The organism is Kitasatospora sp. NPDC127111 (genome assembly GCF_042677465.1).
Taxonomy (GTDB): Bacteria; Actinomycetota; Actinomycetes; order Streptomycetales; family Streptomycetaceae; genus Kitasatospora.
Genome location: NZ_JBHXTG010000063.1, coordinates 1 through 15,964, shown reverse-complemented (window position 1 = coordinate 15,964; position 15,964 = coordinate 1). Strand labels below are relative to the sequence as shown.

The 15,964-nt window shown below is 75.2% G+C and carries 15 protein-coding genes; 5 read left to right on the top strand and 10 right to left on the bottom strand.

What is annotated here, in order from left to right:
- From ACFVHB_RS30150 to ACFVHB_RS30140, 3 genes are all read right to left on the bottom strand, one after another.
- Positions 1 to 759, bottom strand: a complete 759-nt coding sequence (locus tag ACFVHB_RS30150; protein ID WP_380328530.1) for a DUF5995 family protein — start codon at positions 757 to 759, stop codon at positions 1 to 3.
- 128 nt (positions 760 to 887) lie between these two features.
- Positions 888 to 1,283 (bottom strand): DUF3224 domain-containing protein, encoded by a 396-nt coding sequence (locus ACFVHB_RS30145; protein ID WP_380328528.1) that lies wholly within the window; start codon positions 1,281 to 1,283, stop codon positions 888 to 890.
- 203 nt (positions 1,284 to 1,486) lie between these two features.
- Entirely contained in the window at positions 1,487 to 2,578 is a 1,092-nt protein-coding gene (locus ACFVHB_RS30140) for a PP2C family protein-serine/threonine phosphatase (protein ID WP_380328526.1), read from the bottom strand.
- Positions 2,579 to 2,819: 241 nt separating this feature from the next.
- On the opposite strand from ACFVHB_RS30140, the gene ACFVHB_RS30135 reads away from it, so the two are divergent.
- From ACFVHB_RS30135 to ACFVHB_RS30125, 3 genes are all read left to right on the top strand, one after another.
- Positions 2,820 to 3,782 (top strand): pseudouridine synthase, encoded by a 963-nt coding sequence (locus ACFVHB_RS30135; RefSeq protein ID WP_380328524.1) that lies wholly within the window; start codon positions 2,820 to 2,822, stop codon positions 3,780 to 3,782.
- Positions 3,783 to 3,858: 76 nt separating this feature from the next.
- Positions 3,859 to 4,605 carry an SDR family NAD(P)-dependent oxidoreductase gene (locus ACFVHB_RS30130; RefSeq protein WP_380328522.1) on the top strand — a complete coding sequence of 249 codons (747 nt, stop codon included), beginning with the start codon at positions 3,859 to 3,861 and terminating at the stop codon, positions 4,603 to 4,605.
- Entirely contained in the window at positions 4,602 to 5,717 is a 1,116-nt protein-coding gene (locus ACFVHB_RS30125; protein ID WP_380328520.1) for an S-adenosylmethionine:tRNA ribosyltransferase-isomerase, read from the top strand. Before ACFVHB_RS30130 ends, ACFVHB_RS30125 begins: the two co-directional genes overlap by 4 nt.
- A gap of 13 nt (positions 5,718 to 5,730) precedes the next feature.
- Here the strand turns inward: ACFVHB_RS30125 and ACFVHB_RS30120 are convergent, their stop codons facing one another.
- Together ACFVHB_RS30120 and ACFVHB_RS30115 are read right to left on the bottom strand one after the other, a co-directional pair.
- On the bottom strand, positions 5,731 to 6,147 hold the full coding sequence (locus ACFVHB_RS30120; RefSeq protein ID WP_380328519.1) for a nuclear transport factor 2 family protein: 417 nt from the start codon (positions 6,145 to 6,147) through the stop codon (positions 5,731 to 5,733).
- 117 nt (positions 6,148 to 6,264) lie between these two features.
- Entirely contained in the window at positions 6,265 to 9,981 is a 3,717-nt protein-coding gene (locus ACFVHB_RS30115) for a SpoIIE family protein phosphatase (RefSeq protein WP_380328518.1), read from the bottom strand.
- Between the two features lie 181 nt (positions 9,982 to 10,162).
- On the opposite strand from ACFVHB_RS30115, the gene ACFVHB_RS30110 reads away from it, so the two are divergent.
- Positions 10,163 to 10,702 carry a winged helix-turn-helix transcriptional regulator gene (locus tag ACFVHB_RS30110; RefSeq protein WP_380328516.1) on the top strand — a complete coding sequence of 180 codons (540 nt, stop codon included), beginning with the start codon at positions 10,163 to 10,165 and terminating at the stop codon, positions 10,700 to 10,702.
- Positions 10,703 to 10,774: 72 nt separating this feature from the next.
- On the opposite strand, the gene ACFVHB_RS30105 is transcribed toward ACFVHB_RS30110, so the two are convergent.
- The 4 genes from ACFVHB_RS30105 to ACFVHB_RS30090 form a co-directional block, all read right to left on the bottom strand.
- Positions 10,775 to 11,959, bottom strand: coding sequence for a thiolase family protein (locus ACFVHB_RS30105; RefSeq protein ID WP_380328514.1), 1,185 nt, complete (start codon positions 11,957 to 11,959; stop codon positions 10,775 to 10,777).
- Positions 11,960 to 12,062: 103 nt separating this feature from the next.
- Positions 12,063 to 13,118, bottom strand: a complete 1,056-nt coding sequence (locus ACFVHB_RS30100; protein WP_380328512.1) for a serine hydrolase domain-containing protein — start codon at positions 13,116 to 13,118, stop codon at positions 12,063 to 12,065.
- A 415-nt stretch (positions 13,119 to 13,533) separates the two neighbouring features.
- Positions 13,534 to 13,953, bottom strand: a complete 420-nt coding sequence (locus ACFVHB_RS30095) for an HIT family protein (protein WP_380328510.1) — start codon at positions 13,951 to 13,953, stop codon at positions 13,534 to 13,536.
- Positions 13,954 to 14,033: 80 nt separating this feature from the next.
- A complete protein-coding gene (locus ACFVHB_RS30090; protein WP_380328508.1) occupies positions 14,034 to 14,747 on the bottom strand; it encodes an MSMEG_1061 family FMN-dependent PPOX-type flavoprotein in 714 nt (237 codons plus the stop codon).
- Between the two features lie 296 nt (positions 14,748 to 15,043).
- Here ACFVHB_RS30090 and ACFVHB_RS30085 point away from each other — a divergent pair, with 296 nt between their 5' ends.
- Positions 15,044 to 15,349, top strand: coding sequence for an antibiotic biosynthesis monooxygenase family protein (locus ACFVHB_RS30085; protein WP_380328506.1), 306 nt, complete (start codon positions 15,044 to 15,046; stop codon positions 15,347 to 15,349).
- A 93-nt stretch (positions 15,350 to 15,442) separates the two neighbouring features.
- Here ACFVHB_RS30085 and ACFVHB_RS30080 read toward each other — a convergent pair whose 3' ends face one another.
- Complete coding sequence (locus tag ACFVHB_RS30080; protein WP_380328504.1) at positions 15,443 to 15,691, bottom strand: SCO4226 family nickel-binding protein; 249 nt, start codon at positions 15,689 to 15,691, stop codon at positions 15,443 to 15,445.
- Positions 15,692 to 15,964: the final 273 nt, after the last annotated feature.

Genomic DNA, 15,964 nt, shown 5'->3' with positions numbered 1-15,964 from the left:
TCAGCCGCGCTCGACGGCCGGCCGGTTCCTCGCCCCGGGGAACCGGCCGGCCGTCCGCGCGTCCGGGCCCGGGTGGCCGTGCAGGCCCAGCGGGGTGAGCAGGGCCCGGCCGAGCAGTCCCACCGAGGCGTCCAGGGTGGCGGTCAGCGCCGCCACCGCACCCGGCACCTCGCGCAGCTCCCAGAGCGCGCGGACGCTCGCCCAGGCCGCGTCCCGGGCGGCGTCGACCGACCAGGCGCCCACCAGGTGCGTCAGGGGTTCGGCCCGCTCCAGCAGGTCCGGCCCGGGCATCAGCTGCTCCCGGACGGCCGTCTCCACCGCGGCCAGCAGGCCGTTGATCCGGTGGTAGTCGTCGGCCAGCCGCTCCGGGGGACGGCCGAGCCGGCGGCAGGTGTCGAGCACGGCGAGCGGCAGGTCGTGCTGGATGTGCGCGTTCATCCCGGCCAGCGCGAACTGCAGGGGGTGCACCCCAGGGTGCCCGCGCAGCTCGAACAGCGGCCGCCAGCAGGCCGGCGGCCGGCGCCCCGCCGCGACGGCGTCCACGGCCAGCAGGTACCGCCCGGCGAACACCACGTCCAGCTCGGCCATCGCGGCGGGGTCGGCGAAGTAGGGCCGGGCGAGGCGGTCGCGCACCGCCTCCGTCACGGTCAGGTACATCCGGTTGAACACCGCGACGCCGTCGGACGGCGGCAGGCCGCGGCCGATCCCGCGCAGCCGCCCGACCATCCGGTCGACCTCGTGTGCCGGCTCCTGGGCCATCTGTCACCCTCCGCGATCGGGTCGTGCGCTGATCGCATCATCGTGACAGCGGCGGGCCGGAGCGCCCCGGCGCCGCGCGGACCGCCCCGGCGCCGCGCGGACCGTCCGTCCGCCCGAACCGGGTCGGCTCAGCCCAGCGCGTAGTCCAGCGTGTAGGCGTGCCGGCCGGCCTCGTCCACGGTCAGCTCGAACGTGCCGGTGAGCCCCGTCAGCTCGCCCGCCCCGGTGCCCGCCACCACCCGGATCGCCAGCCGCTCGCCCTGACTGCCCGGCGCGGCGTGCTGGAGCACGAACGAGCCCTTGCGCCCGTCCAGCTCACCGGTGAAGTGCTCGACCGCGACGTACGCCGCCGGGCCGCCCGCGCCGTCCAGCACGGAGAGCATCCGCACCACGCTGCCGCCGGTCAGGCCGCCCGTGAACTCCTTGGTGAGCCGCACGCGCCCGAGCGTCGCCCCCGACTGTTCGTCCGTCTCCTCGGGCTCGAACGCCGTCACCTCGAACGCGCCGCTCGTCCTCGTCCCCATCGCACCGTTCCCCTCGGCCCTGGTGCGGCCGGTTCCCCGCCGGCCGTCGGCACAGAGCCTCGCACCCGGCACTGACAAGTGGCCCCTGACGCACCCGGCCGGCCCCGGCGCACCGGCCCCCGCGCACCGGCCGCGCATCCGCCCGCCCGGTGGACCCGCCCGCCCGGTGGACGGTGGACCCCCCGCCCCGCGCTCCCGGTCGCTCAGCGCTCCCAGCGCAGCGCCAGCAGGGCCGCGTCGTCGGCCAGGCCGGCACCGCCCACCCAGGCGCGGACGCCCGCCAGCAGCTCGTCCAGCACGTCCTCGGGGCTGCCGGCGGGGAGGGCGGCCAGGCGCTCGGACAGCGGGTAGAACCGGCCCGTGCCGTCGCGGGCCTCGGAGACGCCGTCGGTGTAGAGCAGCAGCAGGTCGCCCGGGCCGGGGTCGAAGCCGCCCGCCTCGTACCGCCCGCCGATCAGGCCGAGCATCCCCAGCGGCGGGGCGTGCCGCGGCGGCGCCAGCTCGTTCACCCGGCCCGCGCGGCGCAGCAGCGGGTGCGGGTGGCCGCAGTTGACCAACTCCGCCCGCCCGCCGGCCCGGTCCGCCTCCAGCAGCAGCGCGGTGACCCAGCGCTCGTTCACCGGGCGGGCCGCCAGCGCCGAGTCCAGCCGCTCGGCGACCCGGGCGAGGTCCGGCTCGGTCCGCGCCGCCTCCCGGAACACCCCGAGTACGTCCGCCGCCGTCTCCACCGCCGGCAGCCCGTGCCCCTGCACGTCCCCCAGCAGGATCCGCACCCCGTACGGGCTCTCCGCCACCTCGTACAGGTCCCCGCCGATCCTCGCCTCCGCCGCCGCCGCGACGTAGCGCACCGCCACCCGCAACGGCCCGAGCCGCTCCGGCGGCGGCCGCAGCAGCGCCCGCTGCGCGGCCTCGGCCACCGTCCGGACCTGGAACAGCTCGCGCTCCCGGGCCGCCACCAGGACCACGTTCGCGGTGCTGGCCAGCGTGGCGGCGAGCACGGTGATCAGCGCGGTCACGTGGACGGAGGTGGGCACGCCGTGGTTGGCGACCTCCAGCAGCCCGACGGCCGCCATCGCGACCAGGCCCGTGATCAGCGGCACCCGGGCCCGCCGGGTGGTCGCCCCGGCCAGCACCGGCGCCACCGCGAGGACGGGGGAGAGGGTCGTCCCCGGCCCGGTCACCACGTCGGCCACCACGGCCGCGACCAGCAGCAGGAACGCGCAGCCGAGCAGCAGCCTGGTCCGCCGCGGCAGGTGCAGCGGCGGCACCGCGTCCTGCGGTCCGTCGGCGGTCACGCGTACGCCTCCAGCGGGGGTCGGCGGCGGCCCACGTCGGCGAGGGGCCTCTCCGTCCACTCTCCACCGCCGCCCCGCGCCCCGGCACGTCGGAGCCGCGGCCGTACGGCCCGGGCCGGGTACGAGGCCGGGCCCGGTCCGGAGACGAGGCCGGGGACGAGGCCGGGCCCGGAGACGAGGCCGGGCCCGGGGACGAGGCCGCGGCCGTGCGGCTGCCGGCCCTGGATAAGCTGGCCACGAGATGAGACGCAAGAGCAAGGTGCCGCCCGCCCCCCTCCCGCAGCGCCTCGGGGTGGACCCGGTGCACCTGCGGCTGCCCCTCGACGGTCCGTGGCCGACGGTCCGCGGATACCTGGCCGACCGGCTGCCCACCGTCGCCCCGGAGCGGATCGACGCGCTGCTGCACGGGCGCGAGATCGTCGGCGAGAACGGTCCGATCGGGCCGGACGAGCCGTTCCGCCCGGGAGCGCACCTCTGGCTCTACCGCGAGCTGCCGGCCGAGGTCCCGGTCCCGTTCGAGGTGGCCGTGCTGCACCGGGACGAGCACCTGGTGGTGGTCGACAAGCCGCACTTCCTGGCCACCACCCCGCGCGGCCGCCACGTCGTCGAGACGGCGCTCTCCCGGCTGCGGCACTCGCTGGACCTCCCCGCCCTCAGCCCGGCCCACCGGCTGGACCGGCTGACCGCGGGCCTGGCGATGTTCGTGGTCCGCCCGGAGGACCGCGGCGCCTACCAGACGCTCTTCCGCGACCGGCTGGTCCGCAAGGAGTACCGGGCCGTCGCGCCGTACGACCCGGCGACCGCCCTGCCGCGCACCGTGCGCAGCCACATCCTCAAGGAACGCGGCGTCATCGCGGCCCGCGAACTGGACGCCCCGCCGAACAGCGAGAGCCGGATCGAGCTGCTCGACCACCGCGACGGCCTCGGCCACTACCGCCTGCTGCCGCACAGCGGGCGCACCCACCAGCTGCGCCTGCACATGAGCGGCCTCGGCCTGCCCATCCTCGGCGACCCGGTGTACCCCGTGCTGCTCCCCGAGCCGGCCCCCGACGACTTCCGCCGGCCCCTGCAACTGCTGTCCTCCGTGGTCGAGTTCACCGACCCCCTGTCCGGCGAGCACCGCCGCTTCGAGAGTCGCCGCACCCTGGCCGCCTGGTCCGACCCCGAGGCCTGGGCGGAGAACCGGGAGTCCTCGGCCTCTTGATCTAAGCCCAACGGACGAGCCGGTCGCAGGACCGGCGGCCGATCCGGCGGGCGGCGGGCGGGGCGATCGTGGGGACATGACGAACGCACCGCAGCACCACACCCCGCCCGTCGCCCTGATCACCGGCGCCTCGCGCGGCCTGGGCCTGGCGCTCGCCCGGGCCCTGGCCGCCGAGGGCTGGCAGCTGGTGATCACCGCCCGCGACGGGGCCGAACTCTCCGCCGCCGAAGCCGAACTGGCGGCCGTCACCAAGGTCACCGCCCTCGCCGGGTCGGTCGTCGACGACGCGCACCGCGAGCGCCTCGCCGAGGCCTCCGCCGCCCTCGGCGGCGCGGCGCTGCTGGTCAACAACGCCGGCACGCTCAACGGCTCGGACTCCGCCGCGGCCGAACCGCTGCCCCGGCTGGCCGACTTCCCGCTGCCGGGCCTGCTGGAGACCTTCGAGGTCAACGTCCTCGCGCCGATCGCCCTCACCCAGCTCGTGCTGCCGCAGCTGCGCGCCCACACCGGCGCCGTCCTCAACATCAGCTCGGACGCCGCCGTCGAGGCCTACCGGGGCTGGGGCGGGTACGGCGCCAGCAAGGCGGCACTGGACCAGGCCTCCGCCGTACTGGCCCGGGAGGAGCCGGATGTGCGGGTGTGGGCGGTCGACCCGGGCGGCATGCGGACCAGGATGCTCGCGCAGGCCGGCGAGGACCTCGCGGGCGTACCGCTGCCCGAGGAGGTGGCGCCGTCCCTGCTCGGCCTGGTCCGGGACCGGGCCGACTCCGGCCGCTACCGCGCCGCCGACCTGCCGGCCGCCTCCGCGTCGGGCGCGCGATGACCGCGCTCACCGACCCGACCGCGCTCACCGACCCGGTGACCGCGCTCACCGGCCCGGGGATCGACGTCACCGTCCCGCCCGAACTCTCCGCCCGCGCACCGGCGGAGGCCCGCGGCACCGCCCGGGACGACGTGCGCATGCTGGTCGGCCGGCGCGACGGGGTCGGCGGTGTGGAGCACCGGCGCTTCACCGAGCTGCCCGAGGTCCTGCGCCCCGGGGACCTGCTGGTGGTCAACAACTCGGCCACCCTCCCCGCCGCGCTGCCCGGCCGGCTGCCGGACGGCACCCCCGTCGCGCTGCACCTCTCCTCCGCCCGGCCGGACCAACGCGGCGCCCACCTGGTGGAGTTGCGCCGGATCGTCCCCGGGGCGGCCGCCGGCTACTACCCGCCGGAGGAGTCCCCGGCCCGGCCGGGGCTGCGGGTGGCGCTGCCGGCCGGCGCCTCGGCCGAACTCGTCGCGCCGTTCACCGCGCGCCTCTGGTACGCCCGACTCGCCCTGCCCGAGCCGCTGTTGACCTACCTGGACCACCACGGCAAGGCGATCCGTTACGGCTACGTGGACCGCGACTGGCCGATCGAGGCGTACCAGACGGTCTTCGCGACCGTCCCGGGCAGCAGCGAGATGCCCAGCGCGGCCCGCCCGTTCACCGCCGAGGTGGTGGCCCGGCTGGCCGGCCGCGGGGTACTGGTCGCGCCGATCACCCTGCACACCGGCGTCGCCTCCCCGGAGGCGCACGAGGCGCCGTACGCCGAACGGTTCCAGGTGCCGGCCGGCACCGCCGGCCTGATCGGCCACGTCCGCTCCGGCGGCGGCCGGGTGATCGCCGTCGGCACCACCGTCGTCCGCGCCCTGGAGACGGCGGCGGCCCCGGACGGCACCGTCCACGAGGCCGACGGCTGGACCGAGTTGGTGATCACCCCCGAACGCGGCGTGCGCGCCGTGGACGGCCTGCTCACCGGCTGGCACGAGCCCCGGGCCTCCCACCTGCTGATGCTCGCCGCCGTGGCCGGCCGGCCGCTGCTCGAACGCTGCTACGCCGAGGCCGTCCGGCACCGCTACCTCTGGCACGAGTTCGGCGACGTCAACCTGCTGCTCCCGGATACGCCTTAGGGCTGGCCGGGGCTCAGCCGGCGGCCGGTGCGAACAGGGTGCGGGCCGCGTGCTGGGTGTCGAGGTACTCGCGCACCGAGGTGATCAGGCCGTTCTCGACGGTGAAGACTCCCAGGCAGCGGTTCCGGTAGGCGGAGCCGTTGGCGGCCGTGCCGCGGGCGGTCCACTCGGCGACGACCTGCGGGCCGTCGGCGAGCAGACCGGTGAGCGTGACCTCCAGGACGGCGTCCGGGGCGAACAGGGACCCCACCGAGCCGAGGAAGTCCTCGGCGATGGCTTTCCGGCCGCGCCAGACCCGGGACAGCGGGAGGTCGCCGGGGTACTCCCAGGTGGCGTCCTCGGCGAAGGAGGCCACCGCGGTGGCGAGGTCGCCCTCGGCGACGGCGGTGACGTAGCGCTCCACGACGGTGCGGGGGTCGAGCTGGTCCATGGTCTGCTCCTCTGGTTCCGGTCGGTCGTTCCTTCCGGGACCAAGCCAATCCCTCCGGGCCGTGCCCGGGCGAACAACCGCCCGGGCGCGGCGACAACCGCCGGTTGTCACCGGAGCTCAGCGCGGCGGCGTCCCGGGCGGCAGCTCCAGCTCGAACCAGACCACCTTGCCGTCCCGGGTGTGCCGGGTGCCCCAGCGGTGCGCCAGTTCGTTGACCAGGTGCATGCCGCGCCCGCCCTCGTCCTCCTCCCGGGCCCGCCGCATCCGCGGCGCCCCGGTGTCGCGGTCCGCGACCTCCACGGTGAGCAGCCGGTTGTAGAACAGCCGCAGCTGGGTGGGGGATCCGGCGTGCACCAGGGCGTTGGTGATCAGCTCGCTGGTGAGCAGCTCGGCCCAGTCGGCGAGCGGGGCGAGCCCCCAGTCGGCCAGCGTCTCGCGGGTGAACCGGCGGGAGTGCGCGACCATCGCGTGGTCGCCGGTGAGCGGGAGGGTGGCGATCCGGTCGGACCCGGCCGGCCGGACCTGCGCCAGGATGATCGCGATGTCGTCCTCGCTGGTGCGGCCGGTGAGTTCGGCCAGGACGGCGTCGCAGGTCTGCTCCAGCGAACGGCGCCGGTCGGCGATGGTCCGGCAGAGCAGGTCGAGGCCGTCGTCGAGGTCGCGGCCCCGGCGCTCGACCAGGCCGTCGGTGTAGAGCCCGAGGATGCCCTCCTCGGGGAGGGTGAACTCGACGCTCTCGAAGGTGACGCCGCCGACTCCCAGCGGGGCGCCCGGCGGCAGTTCGAGCAGGTGCGCCCCGCCCTCGGCGTCGGCCACCACCGGCGGCAGGTGGCCCGCGCAGGCGGCGCTGCAGTGCCGTTCCACCGGGTCGTACACCACGCAGACACAGGTCGCGAACTGGCCCTCGCCGATGGCCGTGGTGGCCTCGTCCAGCCGCTGCAGCACCCGCGCGGGGTCCAACTCCAGGGTGATCAACGTGCGGGCCACCGTACGGAGTTGCCCCATGGTGGCGGCGGCGCGGATGCCGTGGCCCATCACGTCGCCGACCACCAGGGCGACCCGGCCCGAGGAGAGCGGGACGACGTCGAACCAGTCGCCGCCGACCTCGCTGACCACGCTGCTGGGCAGGTAGCGGTAGGCGATCTCCAGCCCGAGCGTGCGGTGGATCTCCTGCGGCAGCAGACTGCGCTGCAGGGTCAGCGCGGTGTCCCGCTCGCGCCGGTAGAGCCGGCCGTTGTCCATCGCGAGCGCGGTCCGCGCCGCCAGCTCCTCGGCCAGCGCCCGGTCGGCCGGCCCGAACGGCACCGGGTTGCGGATCCGGATGAACTCCGCGCCGCCCAGCACCATTCCGCGGGCCAGCAACGGCACCATCAGGTACGAGTGCACCCCGGCGTCCAGGCCCGGCTGGACCCGGTCCGGCGAGGCCACGATCCGCCGCAGCGCCGCCTCGTCGACCTCCGACACCAGGATCGAACGGCCGGTCCGCAGGCTCTCCGCGTACACCTGCGCGGACTGTGAGTTCTCGCCGACCTGGTCCGCGGCGGCGGCCAGTGCCCCGTCCGCGTCGGCCTCGCCGACGGCGACCGCGCGCAGCAGCACCGAGCGGTCGTCCGGGACCGGGCTCGGATCGTCGCCGCTGAGGACCGCCTCGCGCAGGTCGACGGTGACGAAGTCGGCGAACCTCGGGATCACCACCTCCACCAACTCCTCGGCGGTGCGGTGCAGATCGAGCGTGGTGCCGATCCGGGTGCTGGCCTCGTTCAGCAGCGACAGCCGCTGCTGCGCCGCCCACGCCTCGTCCAGCGCGCGCTGGCGGGCGGCCGCCGCGTCGCGCTCCCGGGAGAACAGCAGCGCGTTGTCGATCGACACCGCCGCCCGCACCGCCAACTCCCCGGCCAGCGCCAGGTCGTCGTCCTCGTACGGGCGCTCCACCACCGTCCGGTAGAAGCCGGCCACCCCGACCGCCCCGCCCCGGGCGATCAGCGGCACCACCATGAACGAGAGGACGTTCTGCTCCCGCACGGCCGCGGTGCGCACCGGGTCGTCGGCGAACCAGGCCATGCCGGCCGCGTCCATCCGCGGCACCAGCACCGGCTTGCGGTTCGCCAGGCTCCACGCGTACGGCGAGCCGGGGCGGAACCGCTGCACGCCGCCGGTCCGGTCGATCGGCGCCAGCGTCGAGCCCTGCGCCGAGTGGAAGGCCATCCGGCGCAGCACGGCCGAGCCGTCCGGCATCGTGCGGGCCTCGCGCTCGCCGCGCACCAGGTCGTCCAGCACCTCGACCACCACCGTGTCGGCCAGCCGGGGCGTCGCCACCTCCGCCAACTCCTGGGCGGTCTGGGCGAGATCGAGGGTGGTGCCGATCCGCGCCGAGGCGGAGTTGACCAGCGCCAGCCGCTCCTGCGCGGCCTTCGCCTCGCGCAGCGCCTGCTGGCGGGCGAGCACGGTCTGGTGCTGGCGCAGGTAGAGCCGGGCGTTGTCGATCGCCACGGCCGCCCGCGAGGCCAGCTCGTCGCCGAGGGTGATGTCCGCCTCGGCGAAGGACTCCCGCTCGCCGCGCCGCGAGTACACCACCATGCCGAGCGTGGTGCCGCGGGCCACCAGCGGGGTGATCCGCACCGAGCGCGGCCGGTCGCCGAGGTACGCCTGGCGGCGGCTCTCGGTGATCGCCTCGGTCAGCAGCGGCAGCTCCCAGGACGGCACCACGACCGTCCGCCCGGTCGTCAGCGCCCGGGCGTAGGGCGAGTCCGGCGCCAGCTCGTAGACGGTGTCCACCGGCAGCGCCTCGGCCGGGTACAGCGGGTCGTGGGTGGCGAGCGCCAGGCGGCGCACCAGGTGCGGGGACGTCGGGTCGGGCGGCTCCACGTTGCGCCCGGCGACCAGCGCCTCCAGGGCGAACACACCGCTGATGTCGGCGACCCTCGGCACCATCGCGTCGGCCAGCTCGCGCGCCGTCTGCCGCAGGTCGAGCGTGGTGCCGATGGAGGCGGTCGCGTCGACCAGCAGCGCCAGCCGCTCCTGTGCCCGGGCCGCCCGGGCGTCCGCGCGGGCCCGTTCGGTGATGTCGATGACCGTCGAGCTGACCCCGAGCACCTCCCCGCCCGGGTCCTCCAGCCGGAAGTACGAGGCCGACCAGGCGTGGTCGTGCTGCGGATCGCCCGGGGTGCGGCCGTGCGAGCGCGCGTCGATCACCGGCTCGCCGCTCTCCAGCACCTGCCGCATCACCGCCTCGCTCTCCTCCCCGTTGATCCCGGGCAGCAGCTCGGTGAGGCGGTGGCCGAGGTGCTCCTCGACGGACAGGCCGTTGACCCGGGCCAGCGCGTTGTTCAGCCGGACGAAGGCGAGCCGGGTGTCGAACACGCCCATGCCGACGGGGGACTGGCTGAAGAACCCGTCGAGCACCGCGAGGTCCGCCTGGATCCGGCGCAGCGTGGTCACGTCGGACGCCACGGCGAGCACCAGCGGACTGCCGCCCGGGCCGAGGATCGGGTGGGTGCGGAACTCCAGGTTGACGTTGTGGCCGTCCCGGTGGCGGACCGGGAACACGCCCGACCAGCCGCGGCCGTCCAGGATCTCCTGGAACAGCTCCAAAACGTCCGGCCGCTGCTCGTCCGAGGCCAGCAGCTGCGCGGCGCGGGCGCCGATCGCCTCCTCGGCGGTGTATCCGAGCAGCGCCTCGGCGTCGCTGCTCCAGTGCAGGATCCGCCCGTCGGACTCGATCAGCGCGGTGGCGATCGGCACCATCAGCAGGGCGTCCTGACGCGGCCCCTCACCCGGTTCCCCCCGGCGCGGCCGCCCGGGCCCACCGGCGTCACGCAGCTGCTCGTTCACCATGGCCAGAGAACCGCCCGGAGATCGTTTCCACCAGCCCTGCCATCTTCCCACGCACCCCCCACCCGCGCCGACTTCCCGCCTCCCGCCCCGATCCCGTCCGGGCTCTGCACGGTGCCGCAGCCCGGCGGGCGCAACAGTCTGTTCATTGAACCCGCAGCCCGCGGGGACTACGCTGGCCCGCATGGCGCTCGGAACGGACTACGAACAGCAGGACTGCTCCCTCGCCCGCGCCCTGGAGGTGGTCGGCGAGCGCTGGAGCCTGCTGATCGTCCGCGACGCCTTCTACGGGGTGCAGCGCTTCAACGACTTCCTGGTCCACCTCGGCATCCCGCGCGCCGTCCTCACCTCCCGCCTGAACGCGCTGGTCGCGGCCGGGGTGCTGCGCAAGGAGCCGTACCAGGAGGCGCCGCTGCGCCACGGCTACCTGCTCACCGAGGTCGGGCTCGAACTGTGGACGCCGGTCTACACGCTGGCCCGCTGGGGTGGCCGCCACGCCGCCCCCGGCGGGCCCAAGCGCCTCTTCTCGCACGCGCTCTGCGGCACCGACCTCGATCTGGCCGGCGCCTGCCCGCAGTGCGGCGGTCCGGCCGTCCCGCCGGGCGACGTGATGATGCGCCCCGGCCCGGGCGCCTCGCCCGACGTCCGCCCGGACGCCGTCTCGCGCGCACTGGCCCGCCCCCACCGCCTGCTGACGCCGGTCGGATCGGCGGCGGAGCGGTAGGAGGCGGGGCCGGGCCAGTGCGCGGGGCGACCACGGGGTGACCGCCGGTCAACCGCCGGTCGGTCCGCCGGGTCAGTCGAGCGCCTCCAGCACGGTGGCGTTGGCCAGTCCGCCCGCCTCGCACATCGTCTGGAGCGTGTAGCGCGCGCCGCGCTCGCGCATCGCGTGCACCAGGGTCGTCATCAGCCTGGTCCCGCTCGCGCCGAGCGGGTGGCCGAGCGCGATCGCGCCGCCGTTGACGTTGACCTTCGCCGGATCGGCGCCGGTCTCCTGCAGCCACGCCAGCACCACGCTCGCGAACGCCTCGTTGACCTCGAACAGGTCGATGTCGGCCAGCGACAGCCCGGCGCGCCGCAGCACCTTCTCGGTGGCCGGGATGACGCCGGTGAGCATGAGCAGCGGGTCCGACCCGGTCACCGCGAAGGAGTGCAGCCTGGCGAGTGGGCGCAGGCCGAGCCGCGCCGCCGTCTCGCCGCTGGTGATCAGGACGGCCGAGGCGCCGTCGTTGATCGGGCTGCTGTTGCCCGCCGTCACCGACCAGTCGATCTGCGGGTACCGCTCGGCGAAGCCGGGGTCGGTGAAGGAGGGGCGCAGGCCCGCCAGGATCTCCGGCGTGGTGCCCGGGCGCACCGACTCGTCCACGGCGACGACGCCGGCGGGCGTGGTCACCGGCGCCAGCTCCGCCTCGAACAGCCCGGCGGCGTGGGCGTGCGCGGCCTTGGCGTGCGAGCCGGTGGCGAAGACGTCCATGGCCTCGCGGGAGAGGGACCACTTGGCGGCGATCAGTTCCGCACTGACGCCCTGCGGGATCAGCCCGCCGGGGTAGCGGGCGGCGATCGAGGCGCTGAACGGGTCCGCGCCCGGCGGCACGTTGGACCACATCGGCACCCGGCTCATCGACTCGATCCCGCACGCCACCACCACGTCGTACGCGCCCGCGATCACGCCCTGCGCGGCGAAGTGGACGGCCTGCTGGGAGGAGCCGCACTGCCGGTCGACCGTGGTCGCCGGGACGGACTCCGGCAGGCCGGCCGCCAGCCAGGCGTACCGGGTGGTGTTCATGGCCTGCTCGCCGACCTGGTCGACGCAGCCGCCGATCACGTCGTCGACCAGCGCCGGGTCGATGCCGCTGCGGGCGACCAGGGTGTTCAGGGTGTGGGCGAGCAGCTCCACGGGGTGGACGGCGGAGAGCGCGCCTCCCGGTTTGCCCTTGCCGATCGGCGTGCGGACGGCTTCGACGATCACGGCGTCACGCATGGCGGCCGCCTTCCTCTGCGGTGGGTTGGATTCCCAAACGTACTAGAGTTGAGTGAGTTTGGGAATCCAACTATGAAGTTGTGTCGGGTCGTTCCCGGTCCTTCTAACCGTTCTGCAGGGTGCGCAGCAGGGCGACGCCCGCCGGGTCGACAGAGCGGCGGGTGTTGGCCAGCAGGATGACACCCACCTGCTTCTCCGGGTCGAAGGCGACGAACGAGCGGAACCCCCCGGTCTCGCCGTTGTGCCAGATCTGCAGGTGCCCGCCCTGCCGGGCGTGCAGCCGGTAGGCGAGCCAGCCGAGGTGCATCCAGGCGACCGGGTTGACGCGGTGGTCGACCTCCCGGGTGAGCGCGATGGCGGGCCCCAGCGGCGAGCCGTCCTGCGGGCCGGACGCCAGCTGGGCCCGCAGGAGTATCGCCAGGTCGGCGGCGGTGGAGCGGAGCCCGCCCGCGCCCGCGAGGTCGGCCAGGTGCCAGAACGGAACGGCCCGGCGCCAGGCCGTGTGGCCCCGGGCGAGCCGGGCGGACCGCTCGGCGTCGACGGTGATCACGGTGTCGGCGAGCCCGAGCGGCGCGCAGACCTCCCGGGCGATCAGCTCCTCGTAGCCGGTGCCCGCCCGGTGGGCGAGCGCCAGGCCGAGCAGACCGGCGCCGAGGTTGGAGTAGCGGAAGCCGCGCCCGGGTTCGGCGCGCAGCCTGGTCCGGGCGAGCCCGGCCAGCAGCGCGTCACTGGTGCAGTCGCGGTACGGGTCGGGCTTGTTCGGCACGACCAGGGCCGGCAGCAGCATCCCGGCGGGCAGCCGCGGCAGCCCGGAGGTGTGGGTGGCCAGGTGCCGGAGGGTGATCGGCGTGCCGCCCTTGGCGGGGACGGTGACGCCGGGCGGCAGCGCGTCCGCCAGGACGTCGGCCAGCGGTTCGTCGAGCGCGGCCGAGCCGGCCAGCGCCAGCCGGGCCAGCGCGAGCGAGGTGAACACCTTCGTCACCGAGCCGATCTCGAACAGGGTGTGCGCGTCGGGCACGGCGGCGTCCGGGCCGGTGGAGGTGCGGCCGGCGCCGCGGATCTCCACCGCGCCGCCGGCCAGCCCGGCGACCACGACGCCGAGCTGCTGGCCGGCGAGCCGGTCGGCGGTCTGCTGGACAAGGCTGCCAAGGTCGTTCATGGCTGGGAGCCTAGGCCGCGAGCCCCGTCCCGGTCGTCCGCCGAGACGATGATTCCCGACCCCGCCGCTCCTCCACCGGGGGTACGCCCCGGCTACTCCACGTGAGGTAGCGAGGGGTGGCCGGGGCGTACGACGTTCGCCGTCGGCGGTCCTGGTGGTGCGTCAGCCCGCCCCTGCCGGCGCGTCAGCGGCCCGGGTTCGGGCCGGGGGCGGTGCCGAGGATCCGGGTGGGCCCCGGGGAGTCGCGAGCCACGCCCCGGGAGACCACGGCCGGCAGGCGCTGGCCCTGGCCGTCCCGGCCGTCCCGGTCGGCGCGAGCCGGCTGCGGCCGCGCTGCCGGTCCACCGGCAGCGACAACCGGCACTGGGTGCTCGACGACGTCCGCGGGGGCCGACGCCCGAAGGCCCCGCGGGGATCACCCGGGCTCGGCGAGCGCCGCCCGCAGCCGCTCGGCGACCGCCGCCGCGCCCGCCTCGTCCGGGTACGTGCCGCGCGGCCAGAAGAAGCCGCGCAACCCGTCCTTCGGGTTGCGCGGCACCACGTGGACGTGCAGGTGCGGCACCGACTGGCTGATCCGGTTGTTCGTCGCGACGAAGCTGCCCGCCGCGCCGAGCCCGCGCTCCACGGCGGCGGCCACCCGCTGCACCCGCAGGAAGAACGGACCCACCTCGGCCGCCGGCAGGTCCGCCAGGGTGGCGTGGTGGGCGCGCGGCACGACCAGCACGTGGCCGGGGAAGAGCGGCCGCCGGTCCAGGAAGGCCACCGCCGCCTCGTCGTCCAGCACCAGGTGCGCGGGCTCCTCACCCGCCACCACCGCACAGAAGACGCAGTCCATCCGTCCATTCAAGCGACCGCCCCCGTGGGACGGCCACTCGGCACGGCCGCTCCCGCCGGCTGCCCGTACCGGCTACCCGGTCACTCGTACCGGTGGAGCAGCGACTCCCGCTCGGACTGCTCGATCATCTCGATGGTCAGCGAGGGATCCCGCAGGTGGGACAGGGTGACCTCGGCGGAGGTGGGCTGGGCGTCCTTGGCGAGCCAGTTCTCCGGCTTCCACGCCGAACTGCGCAGGAACGCCTTCGGGCAGTGTGCGTACACCTCCTCGACCGCGACCACGATCGCGCTGCGCGGCGGCTTGCCGACCGCCGTCAGCCGCTCCAGCAGCCGCGGGTCGGTGGAGACGCAGGCCCGCCCGTTGACCCGCAGCGTGCTCTCCCGGCCGGGGACCACGAAGATCAGTCCGACCTGTCCGGTCTCGACGATGTTGTGCAGGCTGTCCAGCCGCTTGTTGCCGGTGGCGTCCGGGATGGCCAGCGTCCGGTCGTCCAGCACCGACACCAGCCCGGCCGGGCCGCCGCGCGGCGACACGTCGCACCGCCCGGCCGCGTCCGCGCTGGCCACGAAGACCAGCGACGAGCAGGCGATCAGCTGCCGCGCCACCTCGTGGATCCGGTCCACCTGCTTGCGCCGCACGAGGTCGCTCGGCTGCTCGTAGATCTCGCGCAGCTCGGCCGCGTCCCGTACGGCGTCCGCGCTGAGCGCGGCGAACAGGCTGCCCGGGACGTCCGGGGCGTCCGGCGCTTCCGGGCCGGTGATTGACGGAGCGGCAGTTTCCGGTGTGCTGGTCATACCGGGAATGTAGCGGAGCGCTCTGCTCCGCCTTCCGGGTGCCCTTCGTCCTCCGGCACCCGGCCCGTCCGCCACGGACGCCCCGGCCTTCCGCCCGTCTCTACCGGCCTCCTGCCCGTCTCCGCCCGGCCTCCCGCCCGTCTCCACCCGGCGCCCCGCCCGTCCGCCGGGAAAGCCCCGCCGGACCCTCCCCACCAGCGGTTTTGCGCCGATAATGGGGCCAAAGGCTTCCGTGGGTTTCCGTGGTTTTCCGTGGGCTTCGGTGGTTTCGGTGGTTTCGGTGGGAGGTGGTGGCCGTGATCGTCAGGATCTGGGCCGGGCAGGTCATGGCCGGGCACATCGAGGAGTTCTGCGCCGTGCTGACGTCACAGGTGCTCCCGCAGCTCGGGCAGACGGAAGGCTGCCTGGGCGGCGAACTGCTGCGCTCGATGACGGAGGACTCCCAGCGGGTGCTCGTGGTCAGCCGGTGGCGTGACGAGGAAGCCCTGCGCGGGTACGCGGGGCCGATGTGGCGGATCCGGCCGGTCTGGTCGGAGGGCGAGCTGCGCTACCTGGCGCACCCGCCCGAGGTCACCCACTTCACGCCGGTCCCGGTCATCTGACCCGCGCCGCCCGGCCCGGCCGCCGACGCCCCGCGTCACCCGTCAGGTGATGCCCCGCGTCAGGCGATGCCCGGCGTCAGACCATCAGTGGCGTCAGACCATCAGCGGCACCGGATGGATCTCGTCCGCCGGGTGACCGGTGCGCTCGTGAATGCGCTGCACGGCCTCCTTGGACGGCGCCTCGGAGAGACAGTAGACGACGCCCGCCTCGGGGTCGGCCCACGCCTGCTCGAAGTGCACGCCCTCGTCGCCCTCGATCGCCAGATCGGCCTGGTGGGCCATGCGGAGCTGTTCCGCGGTGATGCCCGGCATGCCGTGGTGGACGTCCATGAACTTGGCCATTGCCCTCGCACCTCCAGGAGTCCCCGGCCGGCTGCTGCCGGCCCGTACCACCAGCGTGCGCCGGACGCACCCCGGACGCACCCCGGACCGCCACCGGTCAGGCCGCCGGCGTCCGGTCCCGGGGTCCGCGTCCGACGTCCCGCCGCCCGCCCGGCAGGCGGGAGTTCGGAGACGGACCCTAGTGTCCTGAGTCTGGAATTTCATTCATAAATATAGACTGGGTCTATGGTGCGGACTGGTCGGCCGAAGGCCGAGTTGGTGTTGTCGGACGAG

Coding starts and splice junctions, on each gene's coding strand:
- ACFVHB_RS30150 (WP_380328530.1), bottom strand. CDS start 759: ATGGCCCAGGAGCCGGCACACGAGGTCGACCGGATGGTCGGGCGGCTG.
- ACFVHB_RS30145 (WP_380328528.1), bottom strand. CDS start 1,283: ATGGGGACGAGGACGAGCGGCGCGTTCGAGGTGACGGCGTTCGAGCCC.
- ACFVHB_RS30135 (WP_380328524.1), top strand. CDS start 2,820: ATGAGACGCAAGAGCAAGGTGCCGCCCGCCCCCCTCCCGCAGCGCCTC.
- ACFVHB_RS30130 (WP_380328522.1), top strand. CDS start 3,859: ATGACGAACGCACCGCAGCACCACACCCCGCCCGTCGCCCTGATCACC.
- ACFVHB_RS30125 (WP_380328520.1), top strand. CDS start 4,602: ATGACCGCGCTCACCGACCCGACCGCGCTCACCGACCCGGTGACCGCG.
- ACFVHB_RS30120 (WP_380328519.1), bottom strand. CDS start 6,147: ATGGACCAGCTCGACCCCCGCACCGTCGTGGAGCGCTACGTCACCGCC.
- ACFVHB_RS30115 (WP_380328518.1), bottom strand. CDS start 9,981: ATGGTGAACGAGCAGCTGCGTGACGCCGGTGGGCCCGGGCGGCCGCGC.
- ACFVHB_RS30110 (WP_380328516.1), top strand. CDS start 10,163: ATGGCGCTCGGAACGGACTACGAACAGCAGGACTGCTCCCTCGCCCGC.
- ACFVHB_RS30105 (WP_380328514.1), bottom strand. CDS start 11,959: ATGCGTGACGCCGTGATCGTCGAAGCCGTCCGCACGCCGATCGGCAAG.
- ACFVHB_RS30100 (WP_380328512.1), bottom strand. CDS start 13,118: ATGAACGACCTTGGCAGCCTTGTCCAGCAGACCGCCGACCGGCTCGCC.
- ACFVHB_RS30095 (WP_380328510.1), bottom strand. CDS start 13,953: ATGGACTGCGTCTTCTGTGCGGTGGTGGCGGGTGAGGAGCCCGCGCAC.
- ACFVHB_RS30090 (WP_380328508.1), bottom strand. CDS start 14,747: ATGACCAGCACACCGGAAACTGCCGCTCCGTCAATCACCGGCCCGGAA.
- ACFVHB_RS30080 (WP_380328504.1), bottom strand. CDS start 15,691: ATGGCCAAGTTCATGGACGTCCACCACGGCATGCCGGGCATCACCGCG.